Origin of the sequence: Spongiivirga sp. MCCC 1A20706 (assembly GCF_046524175.1) — a bacterium.
Lineage (GTDB): Bacteria > Bacteroidota > Bacteroidia > Flavobacteriales > Flavobacteriaceae > Spongiivirga.
The window spans coordinates 431,115-450,515 of the sequence record NZ_JBEFZF010000003.1 but is presented as its reverse complement, the minus strand read 5'-3'; the positions used below and the strand labels follow the sequence as shown (position 1 = coordinate 450,515).

General features: G+C 37.9%; 15 protein-coding genes. 8 read left to right on the top strand and 7 right to left on the bottom strand.

Annotation, left to right across the window (positions count from 1 at the left end):
* Positions 1 to 98 precede the first annotated feature (98 nt).
* Together ABN763_RS10015 and ABN763_RS10010 are read left to right on the top strand one after the other, a co-directional pair.
* Positions 99 to 455 carry a DUF1801 domain-containing protein gene (locus ABN763_RS10015; protein ID WP_410485323.1) on the top strand — a complete coding sequence of 119 codons (357 nt, stop codon included), beginning with the start codon at positions 99 to 101 and terminating at the stop codon, positions 453 to 455.
* 129 nt (positions 456 to 584) lie between these two features.
* Positions 585 to 2,036, top strand: a complete 1,452-nt coding sequence (locus ABN763_RS10010) for a peroxidase family protein (RefSeq protein ID WP_410485322.1) — start codon at positions 585 to 587, stop codon at positions 2,034 to 2,036.
* A gap of 108 nt (positions 2,037 to 2,144) precedes the next feature.
* Here ABN763_RS10010 and secDF read toward each other — a convergent pair whose 3' ends face one another.
* The gene (secDF, locus tag ABN763_RS10005; RefSeq protein WP_410485321.1) at positions 2,145 to 5,120 is read right to left on the bottom strand and encodes a protein translocase subunit SecDF; all 2,976 of its coding nucleotides are present in this window, start codon (positions 5,118 to 5,120) and stop codon (positions 2,145 to 2,147) included.
* 153 nt (positions 5,121 to 5,273) lie between these two features.
* On the opposite strand from secDF, the gene ABN763_RS10000 reads away from it, so the two are divergent.
* A complete protein-coding gene (locus ABN763_RS10000) occupies positions 5,274 to 5,549 on the top strand; it encodes a hypothetical protein (protein WP_410485320.1) in 276 nt (91 codons plus the stop codon).
* 25 nt (positions 5,550 to 5,574) lie between these two features.
* Here ABN763_RS10000 and ABN763_RS09995 read toward each other — a convergent pair whose 3' ends face one another.
* The 3 genes from ABN763_RS09995 to gyrB form a co-directional block, all read right to left on the bottom strand.
* Positions 5,575 to 6,498, bottom strand: coding sequence for a SecDF P1 head subdomain-containing protein (locus ABN763_RS09995; RefSeq protein ID WP_410485319.1), 924 nt, complete (start codon positions 6,496 to 6,498; stop codon positions 5,575 to 5,577).
* A 64-nt stretch (positions 6,499 to 6,562) separates the two neighbouring features.
* On the bottom strand, positions 6,563 to 7,489 hold the full coding sequence (gene mdh, locus ABN763_RS09990) for a malate dehydrogenase (protein ID WP_410485318.1): 927 nt from the start codon (positions 7,487 to 7,489) through the stop codon (positions 6,563 to 6,565).
* Positions 7,490 to 7,664: 175 nt separating this feature from the next.
* Positions 7,665 to 9,614 carry a DNA topoisomerase (ATP-hydrolyzing) subunit B gene (gene gyrB, locus ABN763_RS09985; protein WP_410485317.1) on the bottom strand — a complete coding sequence of 650 codons (1,950 nt, stop codon included), beginning with the start codon at positions 9,612 to 9,614 and terminating at the stop codon, positions 7,665 to 7,667.
* Between the two features lie 316 nt (positions 9,615 to 9,930).
* Between gyrB and ABN763_RS09980 the strand changes: the two genes are divergently transcribed.
* The 5 genes from ABN763_RS09980 to ABN763_RS09960 all read left to right on the top strand — a co-directional run bounded on the left by ABN763_RS09980 (position 9,931) and on the right by ABN763_RS09960 (position 16,740).
* Positions 9,931 to 11,883: an ATP-binding protein gene (locus tag ABN763_RS09980; RefSeq protein ID WP_410485316.1), complete on the top strand. Its 1,953-nt coding sequence runs from the start codon at positions 9,931 to 9,933 to the stop codon at positions 11,881 to 11,883.
* Complete coding sequence (locus ABN763_RS09975; RefSeq protein WP_410485315.1) at positions 11,876 to 12,508, top strand: response regulator; 633 nt, start codon at positions 11,876 to 11,878, stop codon at positions 12,506 to 12,508. The genes ABN763_RS09980 and ABN763_RS09975 overlap by 8 nt, the downstream gene beginning before the upstream one ends.
* A 308-nt stretch (positions 12,509 to 12,816) precedes the next feature.
* Positions 12,817 to 14,646, top strand: a complete 1,830-nt coding sequence (locus ABN763_RS09970) for a fibronectin type III domain-containing protein (RefSeq protein WP_410485314.1) — start codon at positions 12,817 to 12,819, stop codon at positions 14,644 to 14,646.
* 92 nt (positions 14,647 to 14,738) lie between these two features.
* The gene (locus ABN763_RS09965) at positions 14,739 to 15,836 is read left to right on the top strand and encodes an NHL repeat-containing protein (protein WP_410485313.1); all 1,098 of its coding nucleotides are present in this window, start codon (positions 14,739 to 14,741) and stop codon (positions 15,834 to 15,836) included.
* 10 nt (positions 15,837 to 15,846) lie between these two features.
* Positions 15,847 to 16,740 carry a hypothetical protein gene (locus tag ABN763_RS09960; protein WP_410485312.1) on the top strand — a complete coding sequence of 298 codons (894 nt, stop codon included), beginning with the start codon at positions 15,847 to 15,849 and terminating at the stop codon, positions 16,738 to 16,740.
* Positions 16,741 to 16,742: 2 nt separating this feature from the next.
* Here the strand turns inward: ABN763_RS09960 and ABN763_RS09955 are convergent, their stop codons facing one another.
* From ABN763_RS09955 to ABN763_RS09945, 3 genes are read right to left on the bottom strand one after another with little or no spacing between them, the layout of a single operon-like run.
* A complete protein-coding gene (locus tag ABN763_RS09955) occupies positions 16,743 to 17,840 on the bottom strand; it encodes an amidohydrolase family protein (protein WP_410485311.1) in 1,098 nt (365 codons plus the stop codon).
* Positions 17,841 to 17,898: 58 nt separating this feature from the next.
* The gene (locus ABN763_RS09950) at positions 17,899 to 18,600 is read right to left on the bottom strand and encodes a hypothetical protein (RefSeq protein ID WP_410485310.1); all 702 of its coding nucleotides are present in this window, start codon (positions 18,598 to 18,600) and stop codon (positions 17,899 to 17,901) included.
* A 9-nt stretch (positions 18,601 to 18,609) separates the two neighbouring features.
* Positions 18,610 to 19,395 carry an SDR family oxidoreductase gene (locus tag ABN763_RS09945; protein ID WP_410485309.1) on the bottom strand — a complete coding sequence of 262 codons (786 nt, stop codon included), beginning with the start codon at positions 19,393 to 19,395 and terminating at the stop codon, positions 18,610 to 18,612.
* Positions 19,396 to 19,401 lie beyond the last annotated feature (6 nt).

Sequence of the window (19,401 nt, the reverse complement as noted above, 5' to 3'; positions counted from 1 at the left end):
CTTTGAAATACAAAGTAAATAATAATTATTTGGATTACCACTTTTTTTAAGATTATTTTTTTGAATTAATTTGGTATTCGAATAATTTTCTTGGACCAATGAATCCTGCAGAACGATATATTTTAGAGCAACCTGAACCATTTAGGGCCATTTTGTTGCACCTTCAAAGCACCATTGAAAAGTTATTTGATGAGGTTGAGCTTCAGTATAAGTATAAAATTCCCTTTTACTATTTTGGAAAACGCCCTTTTTGTTATTTAAATCACACTAAGGATTATGTTGATGTAGGTTTTTGGAATGCCGGTTATATAACCGTTCATTTAGAACATTTAACTAGTGCCAATAGAAAGGTGATGAAATCACTTCGGTATAAAAGCTTAGAAGAAATTAATCAGACGGTTTTAGAAGAAGTGTTGAAAAATGCTTTCGATGTACGGGACAAAAAATTCTACTAACAGGCAGTTTTACTGTACTTTTCCCCCTTACGATCTAGAATAATCCGGTGCGAAATTCCATTTATTTCCTTGAGTTATCTTGCTGATATTGAGTGAATTTTGTGGTGTTAATCATTTAAACCAAAAACCATGTCACAAAATCATCACGGAATGCAGGTAAATCCTGGGCAAGAATTTCTATGCTATCACGATTCTATTAACAAAGAAAGAGAGGGCCGGTTTGGTCGAATTTTTCAAAATCATCCCCCACTTTGGGTCAATCCGAATGTGCTTATTGAATTAGGTAAAGTAGGTGGGCCTATGGACGAAGGGAATAACGCTGAAACTGCCGATGAAGTACCTTTAGGTATGATCTATCTAGGGCAGTTTATTGATCATGATATTACTTTAGATACTACATCATCAGTTGATAGGGTTAACAATCCAAATGAGATTGAAAACTTTAGAACACCAGCCTTAGATCTTGACTGTATTTTCGGGGAGGGGCCTGAAGACGAACCTTTTTTATATGAAAACGACTCGATGCGTTTGTTAACAGGAGAAACGAATAATAATATTGGTCAAGGGCCTGATCTTGAAAAACATGATCTGGCCAGGAATGGGCAGGGGAGAGCGATGATTGGTGACCCGCGCAATGATGAAAACAGAATTGTATCACAGTTGCAATTAGCATTCATTCGTTTCTACAACGAAGTATATAATGATGTTGAAGCAGCGCATCCTGAGCATTCTGATAAAGAAAATTATGAAGAGGCAAGACGCCTTGCTACTTGGCACTATCAATGGATTGTGGTTAATGAGTTTTTACCAACCATAGCAGGTGAAGTTGCAGTAGATACTATTTTAGGAAAAGGAAGAAAGTGGTATTGTCCGTCAGGAAGATCGTTTATGCCAGTTGAGTTCTCGGTAGCATCATACCGTTTTGGCCATTCAATGATCACGCAAGAGGTGACACTTCAAAATGGGGGTGCAACGCACGATCTGTTCTCCGCATCTGTAGGTCGGGGTTTTACTAGATTGGCTAATGAAGATCAAGTGGTGCATTGGGAGCGGTTCTTTGATTTTGATGGTACCTACCAACGGTCTGGAAAAATGGATACACAAATGGCAAGCACCTTATTGGCGTTACCATTTTTACCACCGCAAACACCGGCCGCAATGAAGTCTTTGGCGACGCGAAACCTTTTAAGGGGACAAAGCTTCCTATTGCCTTCAGGAGAATTTGTTGCCGAAAAAATAGGCAGGCCGCAGGCGGAGATTGATCAAGTGAAGAATTTTGTTAAAAATCAAATTCAAGCGAATAACATCGATCTTGATTATGGTATTCCGTTATGGTACTACATTTTAGCAGAGGCTGAGGTAATTGGTCGTGAAGACAAGCAAGGTTTTAATCCCGGAGAGGGACTTGGACCAGTAGGAGCGACCATCACTTGCGAAGTGATTCTCGGTTTGTTAGAACTAGATCAACATTCGTATTTAGGAGCGAACCGCAATTGGCTACCAACCTTAGGCAATAATGGTGATTTTAAAATGAAAGATTTATTAGAAAAATCATTGACATCTGTAATGCAACCAGCTTAAGTATTGATTTAAAGTTGGATTAAGCATATACATTTATAATCAAAAAAGCCCTGACACTGTCAGGGCTTTTCCTATTTGAATTAGCCAGATTATTATTACTAAATAATCCTATTCTTTTTTCTTGCTTTCGTCACCTTTATTGGTGGTGTCATACATAATAGGGGTTGCAATAAACATCGATGAGTACGTACCTACGATAACCCCAACAATCAATGCGAACATAAATCCTCGGATGGATTCACCACCAAAAATGAAGATGGCCAATAATACCACTAAAGTAGTAAGCGAGGTGTTTAAGGTTCTACTTAATGTACTGTTTAACGCACCGTTTACAATCTTAGCATATTTCCAAGAACTATGATCGTTTGCAAACTCACGAATACGGTCAAATACAACCACCGTATCATTTAAAGAGTAACCAATCACCGTAAGGATTGCTGCAATAAATGCTTGATCTATTTCCATGTTAAATGGCATTATTCTCCATGTAAGTGAGAAGATACCAAGTACGATCAAAACATCGTGGAAAACGGCCGCAACAGCACCTAAACTAAATTGCCACTTTCTAAAACGGAATAAGATATATAGAAAAACAACTAGTAGAGACCCAAATACCGCATATAATGAATTGGTTTTAATATCATCAGCGATTGTTGGGCTGACCTTGAAGGTTTTCATAATACCCATTTTTGCCGTATTGCTATCATCACCAGGTTTAAACGACTGATAGGTCATTCCATCCGGTAAATAACTTTGTACAGATTCAAATAATTTTTGTTGAATTTCTTCATCTACTTCAAGACCTACTTCATCAACTTTGTACTTAGTTGTGATTTTTAATTGGTTATCAGCTCCAAAGGTCTTTACTTCTGCACTTTCAAAAGCAGCAATCACATTTTCCTTTACCTCTTCAGGATTCACTGCATCGGCAAAGCGAACCTGGAACGAACGTCCACCTGCAAAATCGACCCCTTCATTTAATTTGTTACCAAAGAATAACGAGAATACACTGACAGCTACTAATATTCCAGAAATGACATACGCAACTTTACGCTTATTGATAAAGTTAATCGTCATATTTCTAAACAGGTTTTTAGTAATAGTTGTAGAAAAATCTAGCGATTTACCTTTGTTTAAGTACCAGTCTATTAACAGACGAGTAATAAATATTGCGGTGAATAATGAGGTGAGAATACCTATGATTAATGTCGTAGCAAAACCTTTAATCGGACCACTACCAAATGCGAATAATATGAGTGCTGTAAGTCCAGTGGTAATGTTCGCATCAATGATGGAAGACATTGCCCCTTTCCAGCTAAATGCATATTCTACAGCTTGTTTGTTTCCTTTACCTTTTGCAAGTTCTTCACGAACACGTTCAAATAATAGTACGTTCGCATCCACTGACATACCAATCGTTAATACGATACCTGCAATACCCGGTAAGGTTAATACGGCACCGAAGCTCACTAATACCCCGAAGATTAATACTATGTTCAGTGCTAAGGCAACATCAGCAAAAAGACCAGCTTTTCCGTAGTAGAAAACCATCCATAGGAGCACTAGCACCAATGCGATTAAAAATGACATTAAACCGCTATCAATAGCTTCTTGACCAAGTGAGGGTCCAACCACCTCATATGAGATAAGGTCTGCTTTAGCAGGAAGTTTACCCGCACGCAACACGTTGGCTAGGTCAATTGCTTCATTTAAGCTAAACTGACCGTAAATTTGAGTACTTCCGCCAGGAATTGGTCCGTTTGACCGAGGTGCAGAATACACAATGTTATCCAGTACAATAGCGATATAGCCATTCTCTTCAAAAACCTTGCCTGTTAATTTTTCCCAAGCTTTAGCGCCCACCGTATTCATTTGCATAGATACTGCAGGTTTACCTTGCTGGTCGTATGATTGCGAAGCATCAACCACAACACCACCACTCAAAGGAGGCTTTTTATCGCGATTCGCTTGTAATGCATACAATGGAACCACTTCAGAATTTGCTTCGGCCTTACCCCAAGCGAATTTAGTATAACGAAGTTCTTGTCCCAAGAGTTGAGTAATTTCCGGCATACGAAGGTACTCGCCTACACGAGCGGTGTCCTTAATAGCAGCAGTACCAATACCAACACCGTATGGTGAGTAGCTAAATACTTCGAAAAGTGGACTTGCTTGTGGCGTACTAACTGAATCTTGAACCACATCACCTAATAAGGAGTCGATTTCTGACTTTTCATCTTCAACAATCTCTTCGGCTGATTTTGGCTGTAATTCAATCAATTTTTGATTTGCAGCTGCAATAAATGTTTGGAATGCTGCTGGTTGTGCAGTTTGCCAAAACTCTAATTGGGCAGTACTTTGTAGTAATCTTTTTGCACGGTCTACATCCTTGACACCAGGAAGTTGAACAATAATTCGTCCGGATTGTCCTTCACGCTGAATGTTAGGTTGTGTAACACCAAATTGGTCAATACGCTTACGTAATACTTCGAATGCAGAAACAATTGCCTCATCGATTTTCGTACGAATCTCACCCTGTACCTTGTCGTTGCTATCACCTGCATTGACAGTACCGTATAATTCTTTGGTTGCAAAAATATCGGGATCTGATAGCCCTATTGAACCGGCCGAGACTTCGTCAAACGCTTCAAAAAATGACTCAACGTAAGGATCAGAAGATTGCGTCTGCAGTTCATCAGCTCTTTCTAAAGCACTGTTGAAGTTAGGCTCTTTCGTGTTGTTAGCAAGACCTTTTAATATGTCTTTTACAGAAATCTGTAAGGTAACATCGATACCACCTTTAAGGTCAAGTCCCTTGTTAAGTTCTAACTGCTTTACTTCGTTGTAGGTATAATCGGCAATTCCAATATCATATACCTTCAAGTTTCCGATAGAATCTAGGTATTTTACTTCGATGCTATCGCGTTTTGCTAAATATCCATCAACATTATCGGCAATTTTGCTTACTGCGAAATCCTCTGCTTCACCTTCAACTTTACTACTTACAAAAGTAAATGACAGCTGGTAAATACTTACCAGAGTGAACAAGATTGCAAATAGCCGAACGAGTCCCTTATTTTGCATGTTTTACGTTATTATATTACTGTGATTTTTTTAAAACGAGCAAATATATTATTTCAATCAAGAATAGCCAATTATTTTGGGGTTTAAGTAGGCCATTTTACACAATGTATTTGATTGGGAGTATATTTACTAAGTTAATTTAAGAAACTAACGATGGCATTTGGATTTGGACCTGGTAGTGATATGATGAAATCTGTTGAGTCAAACAGAAAACAAATTCGAAAAAAGAAATCGCTAAAACAAATAACAGAAGCCTTCGGTAACGAATCTTGTGCTAAACCTGAATTTGTAAAAGTTTCTAAAGAAGAGTTAGAGCGGTTGAAACAAGAATTTTTACTTAACAAAAGAAAAGAGCAACAGCAAGTTTATGTGCTTTTGGGGTTCGTTATTCTAGCAGTGGTAGTTGGTTTTTATTTTATCATGTTTTGAGTTAAAGGATATTGTTAACTACCAGTTATTTCACCACAGTCACAGACTTAACGTGAATTTTGGGTAAGGTACCTGACTTTAATATTGCTACTTTTTCTTTTATTTCCCTATCAGTAAAAACACCCGTTATTTGAGCACTACCTTCTTTTATAGGTGTAGCTACCATTGGGCTTACTAAAAGCTGTTGTTCGTATATAATTGGAATTGTACGACCTTGTGACATGGCCTGATTTGTTAGTTTTTCGAACTTTTTAGTGCCGATTTCATCAAACTGAATATTAATTGAGTTTTTTGCCATTTGATCAAAAGAGTGATGAGCTTCGATGATATTAGCTCCTGTTAAATATACTTTTTTATCATATACATAAAGTGATATGTTGTTGTGAACTTTATTATAATTAAAGGTATAAGTGTAGTCGGTTATATAGGAAGACAAAATTGAATCAATCGTTTTGGTTTTTAAAAAAGATTCGATCATCGGTTGGGCTGAATTTTGATATATTCCAACGTAGTTTTTCACTATGTTTTTAAATTTTGGAGAAAAAACAGATTCGTTAGACTCCCCTTTAAAAAAACTAGTATCTTTTTGAATTTCACTGGCAATTAGCTGATCAAGTTGGTTATGCAGTTTGGAAATTTGCCTTTGTTCTAATCCTAAATGAAAGCCTATTTTTCCTGGAGTTTCTAATAGCACTATAACAGCATCACTAGGAATGTCATCGTAGAAACCGCATACTAATTTTAGTTGATTATTGCCTAAGTTTTTAGACGATATAAGTTTAATATCGTAGGCATCAAGTCTTTTACTTAATTGAGTGTGTATTTCTTCTTTTGATATTGTATTGTCTTCTATTTGGATAGTAATCTCTTGACGAAACTTTTCAAGAGGAAGACAGTTGTATAGCGTAAAACAAACAAGAAAGATAATTGCCAGTACTAATTTTCTCATAGCATTTTAAATTAAAAAAGGCCACATAAATGTAGCCCTTTAAAAATGAATATGTTGTACTATACTAAACGTCTAAAAGTCCGTTGGTTTTTTTAACACCCTCAGCACTTTCTTGCATTTTTGCTTTCTCAGCATCACTTAATTCAATTTCTACAATCTTTTCAATACCGTTTTTTCCAAGAATAACTGGTACCCCAATACACAGATCATTTAACCCATATTCACCTGCTAATAATGCTGAACATGGGAACATTTTTTTCAAATCACATGCAATTGCTTGTACCAATCCGCTTACTGCTGCCCCGGGTGCATACCAAGCACTAGTACCCAGTAATTTAGTAAGTGTTGCGCCACCAACTTTAGTGTCTTCTAATACTTGGTTCAATCGTTCTTCCGATAAAAACTCTGACGCTAAAACACTGTTTCTGGTTGCTAGTCTAGTTAATGGCACCATCCCCTTGTCGCTATGACCGCCAATTACCATACCATCAATATCCGATATAGGAGCTTCTAAAGCCTCAGCTAAGCGATATTTGAAGCGGGCACTGTCTAGTGCACCACCCATACCAATAATTCTGTTTTTTGGTAAGCCAGTTACTTTGTGAGCAAGGTAGGTCATGGTATCCATAGGGTTACTCACCACAATTAAAATAACATCAGGTGAATGTTTCACTAAGTTTTCTGAAACTGATTTTACGATACCTGCATTAATGCCAATTAATTCTTCCCTCGTCATACCTGGTTTACGAGGTATTCCACTAGTAATTACTGCGATATGACTACCAGCAGTTTTTAAATAATCGTTTGTTGTACCTGTGATTTTAGTGTCAAAACCGTTTAAGGAAGCAGTTTGCATTAAATCCATTGCTTTACCCTCAGCATAACCTTCTTTAATATCGAGTAATACAACTTCCGAAGCAAAATCTTTTATGGCAATGTACTCAGCACAACTTGCTCCTACAGCACCTGCACCTACAACCGTAACTTTCATATATCTTAGTTTAATTTATTATTTGAATTGAATCGCAAAGCTAAGAAAACCTAAGTAATTTCTTCCTAACAATACTCATAGTATTCGTGAAATTTATTTAGCAATAAATTAAAATTACACACTAAAAAAAGTCCACCTTTATGGGGTGGACTTCATTTATTTTGACTGTTACTAATTATGCATCAATATTTGCGTAAACAGCATTCTTTTCAATGAATTCTCGACGTGGTGGAACTTCATCACCCATTAGCATTGAGAAAATACGATCCGCTTCACTACCATTATCAATCGTTACTTGTCTTAATGTTCTAAACTCCGGATTCATTGTTGTTTCCCAAAGTTGTTCAGCATTCATTTCACCAAGACCTTTGTAACGCTGTATGGTTGCGGTGCCTCCCATATTTTGATTGATCATATCGCGTTGATCGTCATTCCAAGCATATTCCTTTTTATTACCTTTTTTCACCAGGTAAAGTGGAGGGGTAGCAATATAGATATGGCCATTTTCAATTAACTCTCTCATATAGCGGAAGAAGAACGTTAAAATTAATGTTTCAATATGGCTACCATCGACATCGGCATCACACATGATTACTACTTTGTGATATCGAAGTTTGGAAAGGTTTAATGCTTTGCTATCTTCTTCAGTACCGATGGTGACCCCCAATGCGGTAAACATGTTTTTGATTTCTTCATTTTCAAAAACTTTATGCTGCATCGCTTTTTCAACATTCAAGATTTTACCGCGTAACGGTAAAATTGCTTGAAACATACGGTTACGTCCCATTTTTGCAGTACCACCTGCTGAGTCACCCTCAACAAGGAATATTTCACATTGTGCAGGATCAGTTTCTGAGCAGTCACTTAACTTTCCTGGTAGTCCGCCAATACTCATGACTGTTTTACGTTGCACCATTTCACGAGCTTTGGTAGCCGCATGACGTGCTTGTGCAGCGAGAATTACCTTTTGCACAATCGTTTTAGCATCATCAGGGTGTTCTTCTAAATAATCAGTAAGCATTTCTGACACTGCCTGACTCACTGCTGAACTCACCTCGCGGTTACCTAACTTCGTCTTCGTTTGTCCTTCAAATTGAGGTTCAGCGACTTTTACGGATACAATTGCTGTTAATCCCTCTCGGAAATCATCTCCGGCTACATCAAACTTTAGCTTGTCAAGCATGCCTGAACTATCGGCGTATTTTTTTAGCGTATGTGTCAGTCCGCGACGGAAACCTGAAAGGTGTGTACCTCCTTCATGTGTATTAATGTTGTTGACATAAGAATGTAGATTCTCAGTGTACGAAGTGTTATAGATCATTGCCACTTCTACGGGAATCCCATTTTTTTCTCCTTCCATAGAGATAACAGTAGCAATCAACTGATCGCGCGTGCTATCTAAATACTTTACAAATTCTGGAAGGCCTTCATCACTATGAAAGTCTTCTCGAATAAATTCACCTTTTTCGTCCTTATTACGTTTATCGGTGATTGATATTTTAATGCCTTTATTTAAGAAAGAAAGCTCTCGCAAACGAGCAGCTAAGGTATCGTAGTTATACTCAGTAGTTTGAGTGAATATAGAATCATCAGGGGTAAAAGTTACCACAGTACCATTATCATCAGTATCGCCAACTGCTTTTACCGGATATAAGGTTTTACCACGCTCATATTCTTGTTCCCAGATTTTACCGTCTTTGTAAACTGTTGCTTTCAGGTGATTAGAAAGTGCATTTACACAAGAAACACCTACACCATGAAGTCCGCCTGATACTTTATATGAGTCTTTATCAAACTTACCACCAGCACCAATTTTGGTCATTACTACTTCAAGAGCAGAAACGCCTTCTTTTTTATGAATCCCAACAGGAATACCACGTCCGTTATCACGAACGGTGATTGAATTATCTTCATTAATCCACACATCAATTTGATCGCAGTAACCGGCCATCGCCTCATCGATCGAGTTGTCGACTACCTCATAAACCAAATGGTGTAGACCTCGAACTCCTACATCACCAATATACATGGATGGGCGCATGCGCACATGCTCCATTCCTTCCAGTGCCTGAATACTATCAGCTGAATAATTATGCTTTTTCTCTTCTTTATTTTCTTCGCTCATAAAACTGCGTTTGGGTTTGTGTTGTATACGGTTTTTGTTGTGCAAAAACCATGCAAAAGTGGATTGTGAAAGACCCAATTTTTCGCTAACAAGCAAATATAGCAAAATAGGCTTCACTTGCTAGTATTTATAGGTGTTTCAGGGGGTAAGTTATCAACAAAATTTTGTGGAAAAAATCTGCTTTTTTGTCAGTGTAAAATAACGGGCTACAACCAAAACAAAACCTAGGGTTTTCCCCTAGATCATCAGATGGGTAAAACCAATTAAAATTTAGTTGTATTTTGAAGGTAGATTTGTGCTAACCAAAATAAAATCAATGAGAAGAATACTTTTTTTGTTGTATTTAATGTGTTGTTGGAATTTTGCGTTCCCTCAAGTTATCCAGGTCGATAGTTTGAAATTAATATTACAAGACAGCCAGACGAATGATAGCACAAAAGTTGATGTGTTGCTGGAGCTTGTCGATTTTTATAAATCTACAAGTATCGATAGTATGGCATTTTACGCTCAAAAGACGCTTGAACAGTCTCTTCAATCTCATAATTACAAATTGGCAACTGCATACAATAACATCGGGCTTATTAAGTATTATAAAGATGAAGTTGATTCGGCTAGAATTTTCTATGAAAAGACCTTAAAACTTCTTGATAAAGAAGAAGATAGCATTTTACGGGCCAAAACATATTCCAATATTGCAATGACATTTAAAGAATCGTATGATGTCAAAAGACGAATTGACTATAAATTAAAAGCAGTTGACTTGGTAAAGAATAATCAAGCAGAAGTAAGCTTGATTTATGCTAATCTGGCAACAGAATATGAGTATCTACAACTCTATGAAAAATGTCGTGAATATTATAAAAAAGCTTACAGTGCTAGTAAAGAAGGGAAAAATTATAGAGTTCAAGCATATTCAATTTATGGATTGACCAATATGTTAATCGATGAGGATAAATACGATAGCATTGCAATGTACTTAAAGGAGGGAATGTCCCTATGTTCTAAAACTAATTCCCCAGAAATTTGTTATTGGATGAATAATCAAATGGGAAATAATTTTACCAATCTTGAGGAATATAGTAAAGCAAATAAACACTTAAAGCTGGCAAGAGAATATGCTGTACAACTGAATAAAGAGTTTGATGTGGTCGTTAGTACGGTTTCATTAGCTAGAAATGAGTTTGAAATGGGTAATTATGCATCCGCTTCAAAATACTATCAAGAACTTGAGGCATACTATGAAGACGAACCAGTACCTGCTTTGCTTGTTCATGGGTATTTAAATTATGCAGAAACTGAAGCTGCACTCGGGAATTTTGAAAAATCGTATTATATCTTAGACGAATATGTTGAAGTTAAGGATTCGCTGTTAACCGATGAACGAAGAGCGTTAGCTTTAGAAATGGAGGAGAAATATGAAACCGAAAAAAAGAACAAAGAACTCGCCGAACAATCCGCCCAACTTCAGGAACAAGAAAACACCCTCTTAAAACGAAATAATCAAATTAAACTATCATTGTTAGGAGGTGGATTTTTATTGCTTGGAGGAATCGGCATTTGGCTTTATTCCCGTCAACGCCAAAAACTGAAAGATAATCGTATTCTCGCACTAAAGAATGAGCAGGAGGTGGTCAAGTTAGAGGCCTTGATTACCGGAGAAGAAAAAGAACGAGTTCGCCTCGCACAAGACCTACATGATGGTATTAATGGTGACTTATCGGTTATTAAATACAAGATTAGCAATGTCGACAAATCTGCTTTTTCAAACGAAGAAAAGCAAGAGTATAAAGAGGCGATTACGATGCTTGATAATGCAGTGGAGCAAGTTCGACGTATATCCCATAATTTGGCGCCACCATCATTGCATAATTTCGACCTAATAGAAGCCATTAAACAATATTGTACCAAAGTCAATACCTCCAGTAAAGTGTCAGTCGATTTTCAGTATTATGGCGATCAATTCCAGCTTAATAAAGAACATGAAACCGCCGTGTATCGAATGATTCAAGAAATGTTGAACAATATCGTGAAACATGCGGAAGCATCAGAGGCCTTAGTGCAATTAAATCACCGAGACGATCATTTGCACTTAACTGTTGAAGACAATGGCAAAGGATTTAATATCGATGAAAAGGCGGAAGGTATGGGGCTTAAAAACATTCGCTCTCGAGCCGACTTCCTGAAAGCTGATTTAGATATTTCATCTGGTAAAAATGGAACAACCTTCGGACTTGTTGTTGAACTCGATAAACTAGCCACAAATGATTAAGGTTTCTATTGTAGATGATCATACGATGGTGCTTCAAGGGATTCAAACCATGTTGCAAAACGAATCCAACATTCAGGTAATTGGTGCATATGATAAAGCGGTTCATTTTTTTGATGATGTCAACAAAAATGAACCCACTATCCTATTGCTGGATATTAATCTTCCAGACGGTAATGGAATTGAATTATGCAAGGAAATTGGTTTAAAATATCCTGATATTGTCATAATAGCGCTTTCAAACTACAGCGAACCAGGATTCATTAAAAATATGTTACGTAATGGAGCTAAAGGTTATCTGCTAAAAAACACCGAAAAAGATGAGCTGATACTTGCTTTAAAAGAGGTCTATGCGGGTAACACTTATTTGCCGCGGGCGGTACAACAAATATTATTGGCTGAAAGTATTGGTAGTCCAACACAAACAAGATTTGTACCCAAACTTACCCGCCGTGAAAAAGAGGTGCTCAACCTTATCGCAAATGAACATACCAGTCAGGAAATTGCCGAGAAGTTATGTGTAAGTCCAAAAACTGTTGAAGCGCATCGTAACAATCTTATCCAAAAAATGGGTGCGCGAAACACTGCAGGATTAATTAAATCAGCGATGGAAAAGGGTTTGATTTAGTTAAGAGTTCACCTCGCAACTCCGCTCCCGGTGACTTGCTAATCAAATATTACTTTTTCAATGGAAAGTCGCTTGGTCCTGATGGCTATAGGACCATATCGAGACTTATGCTTAATGAAATTCCTGTTTATTCTCAACCAAAGAGATCAATCTAATTTCCTTTAAAAGGGAGGCTATTAAAATTAAAAATTTGAGTCTGCCAACTAAAAACCTAGGGAAAACCCCTAATTAGTACTTCAGTGGTTTTACCTCATGCACAGCTTGTTGATAGTTAGCACCTTGCCATTGTTAATCTAAAGAAACTTAAAATGAAAACAATTGGCAAAATGTTCTTCTTTATACTCATTATCAGTGCGTGTAGTAAAGATAACAACAATCCGCCCCCAGAACCTGAAAACCGCCCACCGGGTAATTTTACCGTTACCACATCGGTTGAAGGTAATAATGCAACCATTATGTGGACGCAAGCTACTGATCCGGATGGTGACGCGGTAAATTATTCTGTGGTACTCGACGGCAATACTATTTTAAATGGTGCTGCTAATAGAAACAGTGTTGAGGCAGAAAATCTAAATTTTGATACTTCTTATTCAGGTACCGTTACGGCATCTGATCCCGACGGGCTCACATCAACATCTGATTTTAGTTTTACTACCGGGATGGAGCCGAATGAAGCACCTGAAAAGGCCATATTGAGCAGCCCGGCTAATGAAGCATCGGGTGTAGTTTTACTACCTGAACTAACTTGGCAAGCTGCAGCTGATCCCGATGGAGATCCGGTAACATACGAAGTATTTTTAGACACTAATGACGCCGATACTTCAATCACTACTGACATTACTGAGCTTGCTTATATTTTGGTAAACGAACTTGAATTAAATACTACCTATTACTGGAAAGTAAGAGTGAAAGACGATAAAGGAGCAATGACTGATAGTGATATCCAATCATTCACCACCAATCAAGCGCCTGGGGTATTTAATCTGTTAAGTCCGGTTAATGATGCACGCGATATACCATTAAATGTAGAATTAAGTTGGGATGCAGCAGTCGACCCTGACGGAGATAGTGTTTTATATGATGTATATCTCGATCAAAGTGCCAATCCAAGTACTAAGGTGATGAACCAAACCCAAGTCACTAATTTTTCAATTAGTGATCTTGAAAATGAAACCCGCTACTATTGGAAGGTGATTGCAACCGATTTAAAAGGTGGTGAGGCCGAAAGTGAAGTGCGCTCATTCGTAACGCAAGGTGCGGTGGTAGCAACTGAAGTAACCACTAGCGCTGCATTTTCTAGGCGATATGGCCACGGATCAGTCGTCTTTAATAATAAAATGTGGGTTGTAGGTGGTATTAATTGTTGTGGTACTTTTTACGAAGATGTATGGTCAAGCAGCGATGGTGAAAACTGGGATTTGGTTACTGATACTGCGCCTTTTGGACGAAGAGGAGAACATGCTCTGGTCGTACATGATGGTAAGATGTGGCTTATTGGCGGACGTGATAGCTTTGCGCAACCTGCCGGATATAAGAATGACGTTTGGGTTACTGAAGATGGGATTAATTGGACACCGGTAGCACTTTCAGCTGCCTTTTCACCAAGATATAACTTACAGGTGGTAAGCTTTAACAATAGTCTTGTGCTAATAGGAGGTGTGGGCGAAGAAACGAGTGATAGAAATGAAGTTTGGTCGAGTACAGATGGGGGTGAGTGGACTCAACTTACTGCTGATGCCGGCTTTTGCTGTCGTGGTTTTAGGGCAACTGTTTTTAAAGATAGTATTTGGTATATCGCTGGTTTTTCCAATAGTGTATTTAAATCTTCCAATGGTATTAACTGGGAAGTTGTTACCGATAATGCTCCGTTGGCCGCGCGTGTGCTGCCTACAGTGGTGGTATATGATGATCGTCTTTGGATGACTGGAGGTCGAGATGGTAATAATTCAAGCCGCTTTTTAAACGATATATGGTATAGCGGTGATGGAGAAAATTGGACTCAAGCCAATGAAAATTTAGGGTTTGCCAAACGGTTTGGACATAGTTCAGTAGTATTCAATGATAAAATTTGGGTCATCGCTGGTGATCGCGGCACAGCAGGTGATTCTACTTTGGGTGATGTGTGGTCTATTGAATAAGCACTCCTATCCTATATAATTCTAAAAACTCCCTGTTTTGAAAATTGAAGAAATGGGGAGTTTTCCAAAAAATTAACTTAAACATATTAAAGATGAGGTTAAAAATAATTTACAGCTTGCTATTGGTGTGCTTAGTAATAGCTTGCTCAAAAGAAAATATAGCAGAAGGTGAAACATTACAAGTGGCTAACTTAAGAACAAACGCTCAATGTACACCTACCGATGCATCTGTTTTAACTGTTACCGGAGGAGGTAACGGTTATGAAGATGGAAACGTACGTACTGCAAAGTTCTCTATTCCAGCTGATGTAGCGTTAAACAGTAAAGGCGATGTAGTTGTAGCCGATTGGGGAAATCATCGTATTCGAAAAATAACGCAAGATGGAAAGGTTAGCACCATTGCAGGCGGCTTAAGTGGCTTTCAAGATGGGTTTGGTAGAAATGCTCAATTTTTAAACCCTTCGAGTATCGCAATTGATGAAAAAGATAATATCTATGTCGTTGACAGGGGGAATCATGCAATTAGAAAAATTGACAAAACCGGAATGGTAACAACATTGGCTGGTAATGGAACCCCAGGAAGTAATGATGGAAACGGTAGCCAGGCGCAATTTTATTATCCGTACGGAATTACTTATTCACCCGATGGTAGTTTATATGTTACCGATGAGGGAAGTCAAAGAATTCGAAAAGTCACGCTATCTGGTGTCGTTAGTACCTTTGCAGGCTCTTCTTTAGGTTATGAAGATGGTTACAATGCGAAATTTGATTTTCCAAGAGGTATTACTGCAGATAATAATGGGAATTTATTGGTGGTTGAATGGCGCGGTCATCGAATACGAAAAATTGATCCGAATGGGTATGTCACAACCATAGCCGGAAGTGTTGAGGGATATTTAGATGGATCTTCAAACAAAGCCCGATTTAAGCGACCCAATGGAATCGCAGTTGACGCAGCAGGTAATATTTATATATCCGAAGAGAATAACCAGAAATTGCGCGTCATTTCGACGAATGGGACCGTAAAAACCATTGCGGGTAGCACTTCAGGTTATCAAAATGGCGTAGGCGCTGAAGCAAAATTCAACTATCCAAGGGGTATCGCTATAGATGGTACTACCATGTATATCGCTGATATGAATAACCATCGCATACGTAAAGCAGCCTTGGCTTTTGATTGTGTTTTTTAATCCTTGACAAATGAAAACACTAATAATCGCCTCGCTAATACTTTTCTTCATCATGTCGAACAAGCTCAACGCACAGCAAACTGGAATCGTTTCTTATCCTGAATATGGCTTGCAATTTAGTATTCCTGAAAACTGGATGGGTAAAGAAGCTGATGATATGTATATCATGGGGTCAAATATCGAGGCGGGCAGAATGGTTTTATTTTTCTCAGAAGCGGAATCACAAAATCAACTAATTCAGCAATTGAAAGGTGGCTTTCATGATCAAGCTGTTCAGCTTAATTTAAAGGGAGCATTGAATGTTGGTACCGAACAAATTACCGGAATGTATGAAGGTTTGGTGAGTGGGCAATCGATAAAGGCCTTTCTAATTTCTAAGAGAAGTAAAGAAGGAAAAGGATTGATTATTGTTTCGTTAATTGAAAGAGCTCTTTACGGTCAAAAAACCATCCAATTAGCTAAAAAGGTAGCAAATAGTGTTCAGTTTTTTCATCCTATTCAACCTGCTGATCCCCATAAAACAAGCACAGCGCAGTGCATTGAACGCGTAAATGGCAACAAGTTGGTATGGGTAGACTATTATAACTCACCCGACCGATCAGGTAATGGTAGTGGACTAAGTGGTGGTTACGATTTAAAGAAAGAGATCAACCTTTGTGCCAGCAGCGTGTTCACCTATTTTGGTAGTAGTTTTGTAAATGTCGGTAGCGAAAATGCAAGTGTTTTTCAGGATCATCAGGCTAAAGGTCATGGTAACTGGAAAATTGTTGAAGGTGAGAAATATCCACTTTTGATATTAACCTATCACGACGGAAATGTGCAACAAATGGCCATAACGATGAAAGATGGTAAAACCTTTTTAGATGGTGAGCGTTACTATGTGGTAGATGGAGAGTGTTACTAAGATTATACTGTTGTTTGTTTCGCTAGGATTTTATCAATTAGTACTTGCTTTTTCTCGTCATTATCTCCATACAACCACTGTAATACATTATCCTCCCAAATTGCATCGCATTCTTCTGCTGTGAAAATACCTCTTTCCTTTGCGAGATCTAGTATTTTTCCTGGATAAGAAGACTGTTGCTCACTTTCCATTTCACCCAAAGGATAAGGGTCGTCTAAACCCATTAAAATTTGTTTTGAACCTTGGTTTTCAACGAGTAGCTTTAATGATCCGGTATCGTGAACTAAGGTGTCGAAAAATATATTCGGGTGACCAACAGCCTTTCTTGGATGTTGTTTACCTTCAAATAAGTCTGGTCGTCCGTCAAAGCCTTGAATACGGCGTCCGAGATTTATTTGCGCTAGTTGCCCGCCATGTGCAAAACACACACGCATGTTAGGATACTTGTTTTGATACCCGTTCAAGGTTAAAAAATGATAAGCATCAGCGCATTGTGCCAACATCCATATTAAATGAAAACGCCACGAAGTGTTCTCCAGTAAGATAAATTTCTCACCGTCATAAGGGTGGATTTCTACTGCTAAACCATAATTATCAGCGGCTTCAAAAATACGCTCGTTTTCTTCATCAAAAATACATCGCCAAGTACCAATAGTATCCATATAATGAGTGGGTAAACAAAGTAAATTCATACCCAACTCCTCAACACAGCGTTCAATTTCCCAAACGGCACCGCGAGCATATCCCGGGTGTACCACAAAGCCGCAGGTAAATTTTGAGGGGTTTTCATGTTGAATACGCGCATTAAAATCATTTTGAAATCGCAATGCCTGTTTCATTTCCTCTAGACGAAGTCCATTGCCGTACAATTGCGAAAGATTCAATACCACAGCATGATCAATTTTGTAACGCTCCATCCATTCCAGCTTTTCATTTAAGAAAAAACTCGAATCGGTTACTGGGCGTCTCCAACCTTTTTGAAGCATAAACTTACGCTCGTCATCAACCCAAAAAATCTCCTTGTCCTTCATAAATTGTGGAATTTCATGAGGATAGGGTAGTAGGTGCGAGTGACCGTTAATACGAAGTTTACGTTTCATGAATGCTAATTAAGTAATCCTATAAAGATATGAAACTTTAAAGTTGATTCGGTTAAAATTACTTTAATTCCGTGGCAACAATTGAGTTGGAGGTATAGGTTTTTCCATTAAGTGACTTCATAATTGCTAAGTCACCAAAAAGATCATTTAACTTTTTGAAATTATCTTTTTCTGTGCTCTGATATCTGGTTAACGAGTAGTATAACATCCTATTCAATATACGTGTTTTATCCTTGATCTCGTTATAACGCTTGGTCAGATCAGCTAATTCGTTTTCTTCAATGAAATAAAATTGAGGATTGTATGTCAGACTTATTGAGAATGTTCTTTTATTACAGAACACACCGTCGTAGCGCTCTATTTTTATATTTTCAAAAGATTCCGATTGACCTGCTTCTATTTTTACCAAATCACTTATTAAGTTCATTTGGTTTCCACTTCCATCATCCATAATTTGAACATAACCTTCTTCAGAAACTTTACATTTTTTGTTTGATGTAATAGTTAATTTGAATGGGGCAATATCCAAACCATGATGTTCTAATTGATTGTTCAGATCGAGGTGTTTATCAAAAAGAAATGATTGGGGTTTTACAATGTATATAGCTTTTTGCGTGTTGTTTGTGAAAGTGAGTGATAGATTTATGGTCGATTCTTTAGCCTTATAACTAGCTTCTTTAATTGTTATACTCAGTTCTTCCTGAGCAAGGCAAACAGAAAAATTTGAAACAAGGATTATAATAGATAAAAGTTTTCTCATAAAAGTGTTTTAAAGTGATTTGGTGCGCCCGCCATCTACAGGAAGGTTGATTCCGTTAATATACCCTGCTGCTTCACTTGCTAAAAAAGCAATAGCATTTGCAGTTTCTTCGGGTTGAGCAAATCGTTTTGCGGGAATAGTTGATTTCATGTTATTGGCAATTTCATCAAAACTTTTGCTTGTTTTTGCAGCCTTATTACTTATGATTTGAGTTAAACGCTCAGTTTCAGTTGCGCCGGGTAGCACATTGTTTACAGTGATACCAAATTCACCAAGTTCATTTGCTAATGTTTTTGCCCAATTGCCAACAGCGCCTCTTATGGTATTGGAGACGCCTAAGTCAGGAAGTGGTTGTTTTACTGAGGTGGAAATCACATTGATGATTCTGCCATAACCAATATCTTTCATTTTAGGTACTACCGCTTGAACAAGTAGGTGGTTGCATTTTAGATGTTGTGTAAAGGCACTTTCGAAATCACTTATTTTAGCACTGTAAACTGGTCCTCCAGCGGGTCCTCCAGTATTATTCACAAGTATATGCACTGCTTTAAGCGCATGCAGTTTTACCAATACTTTTTGCTGTAATGCCTCAGGATCTTGAAAGTCGGCTGCAATATAACTATGCTGTTGTTTGTTGTTAGGTAATTCAGCTAGCACCGCCCTTAATTTATCTTCATTTCTAGCAACTAGAATAACATTTACACCAAGTGTGGCCAATACCATAGCGGTAGCTTTACCAATACCTTGGGTGCTTCCACAGACGAGAGCGTTTTTATTGTTTAGATTCAGATTCATTTTTTA

What these genes read in the sequence shown, in the direction of transcription:
- ABN763_RS09960 (WP_410485312.1), top strand. Translation starts at nt 15,847, where the DNA reads ATGAAAACACTAATAATCGCCTCGCTAATACTTTTCTTCATCATGTCG.
- mdh (WP_410485318.1), bottom strand. Translation starts at nt 7,489, where the DNA reads ATGAAAGTTACGGTTGTAGGTGCAGGTGCTGTAGGAGCAAGTTGTGCT.
- ABN763_RS09950 (WP_410485310.1), bottom strand. Translation starts at nt 18,600, where the DNA reads ATGAGAAAACTTTTATCTATTATAATCCTTGTTTCAAATTTTTCTGTT.
- ABN763_RS10015 (WP_410485323.1), top strand. Translation starts at nt 99, where the DNA reads ATGAATCCTGCAGAACGATATATTTTAGAGCAACCTGAACCATTTAGG.
- secDF (WP_410485321.1), bottom strand. Translation starts at nt 5,120, where the DNA reads ATGCAAAATAAGGGACTCGTTCGGCTATTTGCAATCTTGTTCACTCTG.
- ABN763_RS09955 (WP_410485311.1), bottom strand. Translation starts at nt 17,840, where the DNA reads ATGAAACGTAAACTTCGTATTAACGGTCACTCGCACCTACTACCCTAT.
- ABN763_RS09965 (WP_410485313.1), top strand. Translation starts at nt 14,739, where the DNA reads ATGAGGTTAAAAATAATTTACAGCTTGCTATTGGTGTGCTTAGTAATA.
- ABN763_RS09995 (WP_410485319.1), bottom strand. Translation starts at nt 6,498, where the DNA reads ATGAGAAAATTAGTACTGGCAATTATCTTTCTTGTTTGTTTTACGCTA.
- ABN763_RS09980 (WP_410485316.1), top strand. Translation starts at nt 9,931, where the DNA reads ATGAGAAGAATACTTTTTTTGTTGTATTTAATGTGTTGTTGGAATTTT.
- gyrB (WP_410485317.1), bottom strand. Translation starts at nt 9,614, where the DNA reads ATGAGCGAAGAAAATAAAGAAGAGAAAAAGCATAATTATTCAGCTGAT.
- ABN763_RS10000 (WP_410485320.1), top strand. Translation starts at nt 5,274, where the DNA reads ATGGCATTTGGATTTGGACCTGGTAGTGATATGATGAAATCTGTTGAG.
- ABN763_RS09945 (WP_410485309.1), bottom strand. Translation starts at nt 19,395, where the DNA reads ATGAATCTGAATCTAAACAATAAAAACGCTCTCGTCTGTGGAAGCACC.
- ABN763_RS10010 (WP_410485322.1), top strand. Translation starts at nt 585, where the DNA reads ATGTCACAAAATCATCACGGAATGCAGGTAAATCCTGGGCAAGAATTT.
- ABN763_RS09975 (WP_410485315.1), top strand. Translation starts at nt 11,876, where the DNA reads ATGATTAAGGTTTCTATTGTAGATGATCATACGATGGTGCTTCAAGGG.
- ABN763_RS09970 (WP_410485314.1), top strand. Translation starts at nt 12,817, where the DNA reads ATGAAAACAATTGGCAAAATGTTCTTCTTTATACTCATTATCAGTGCG.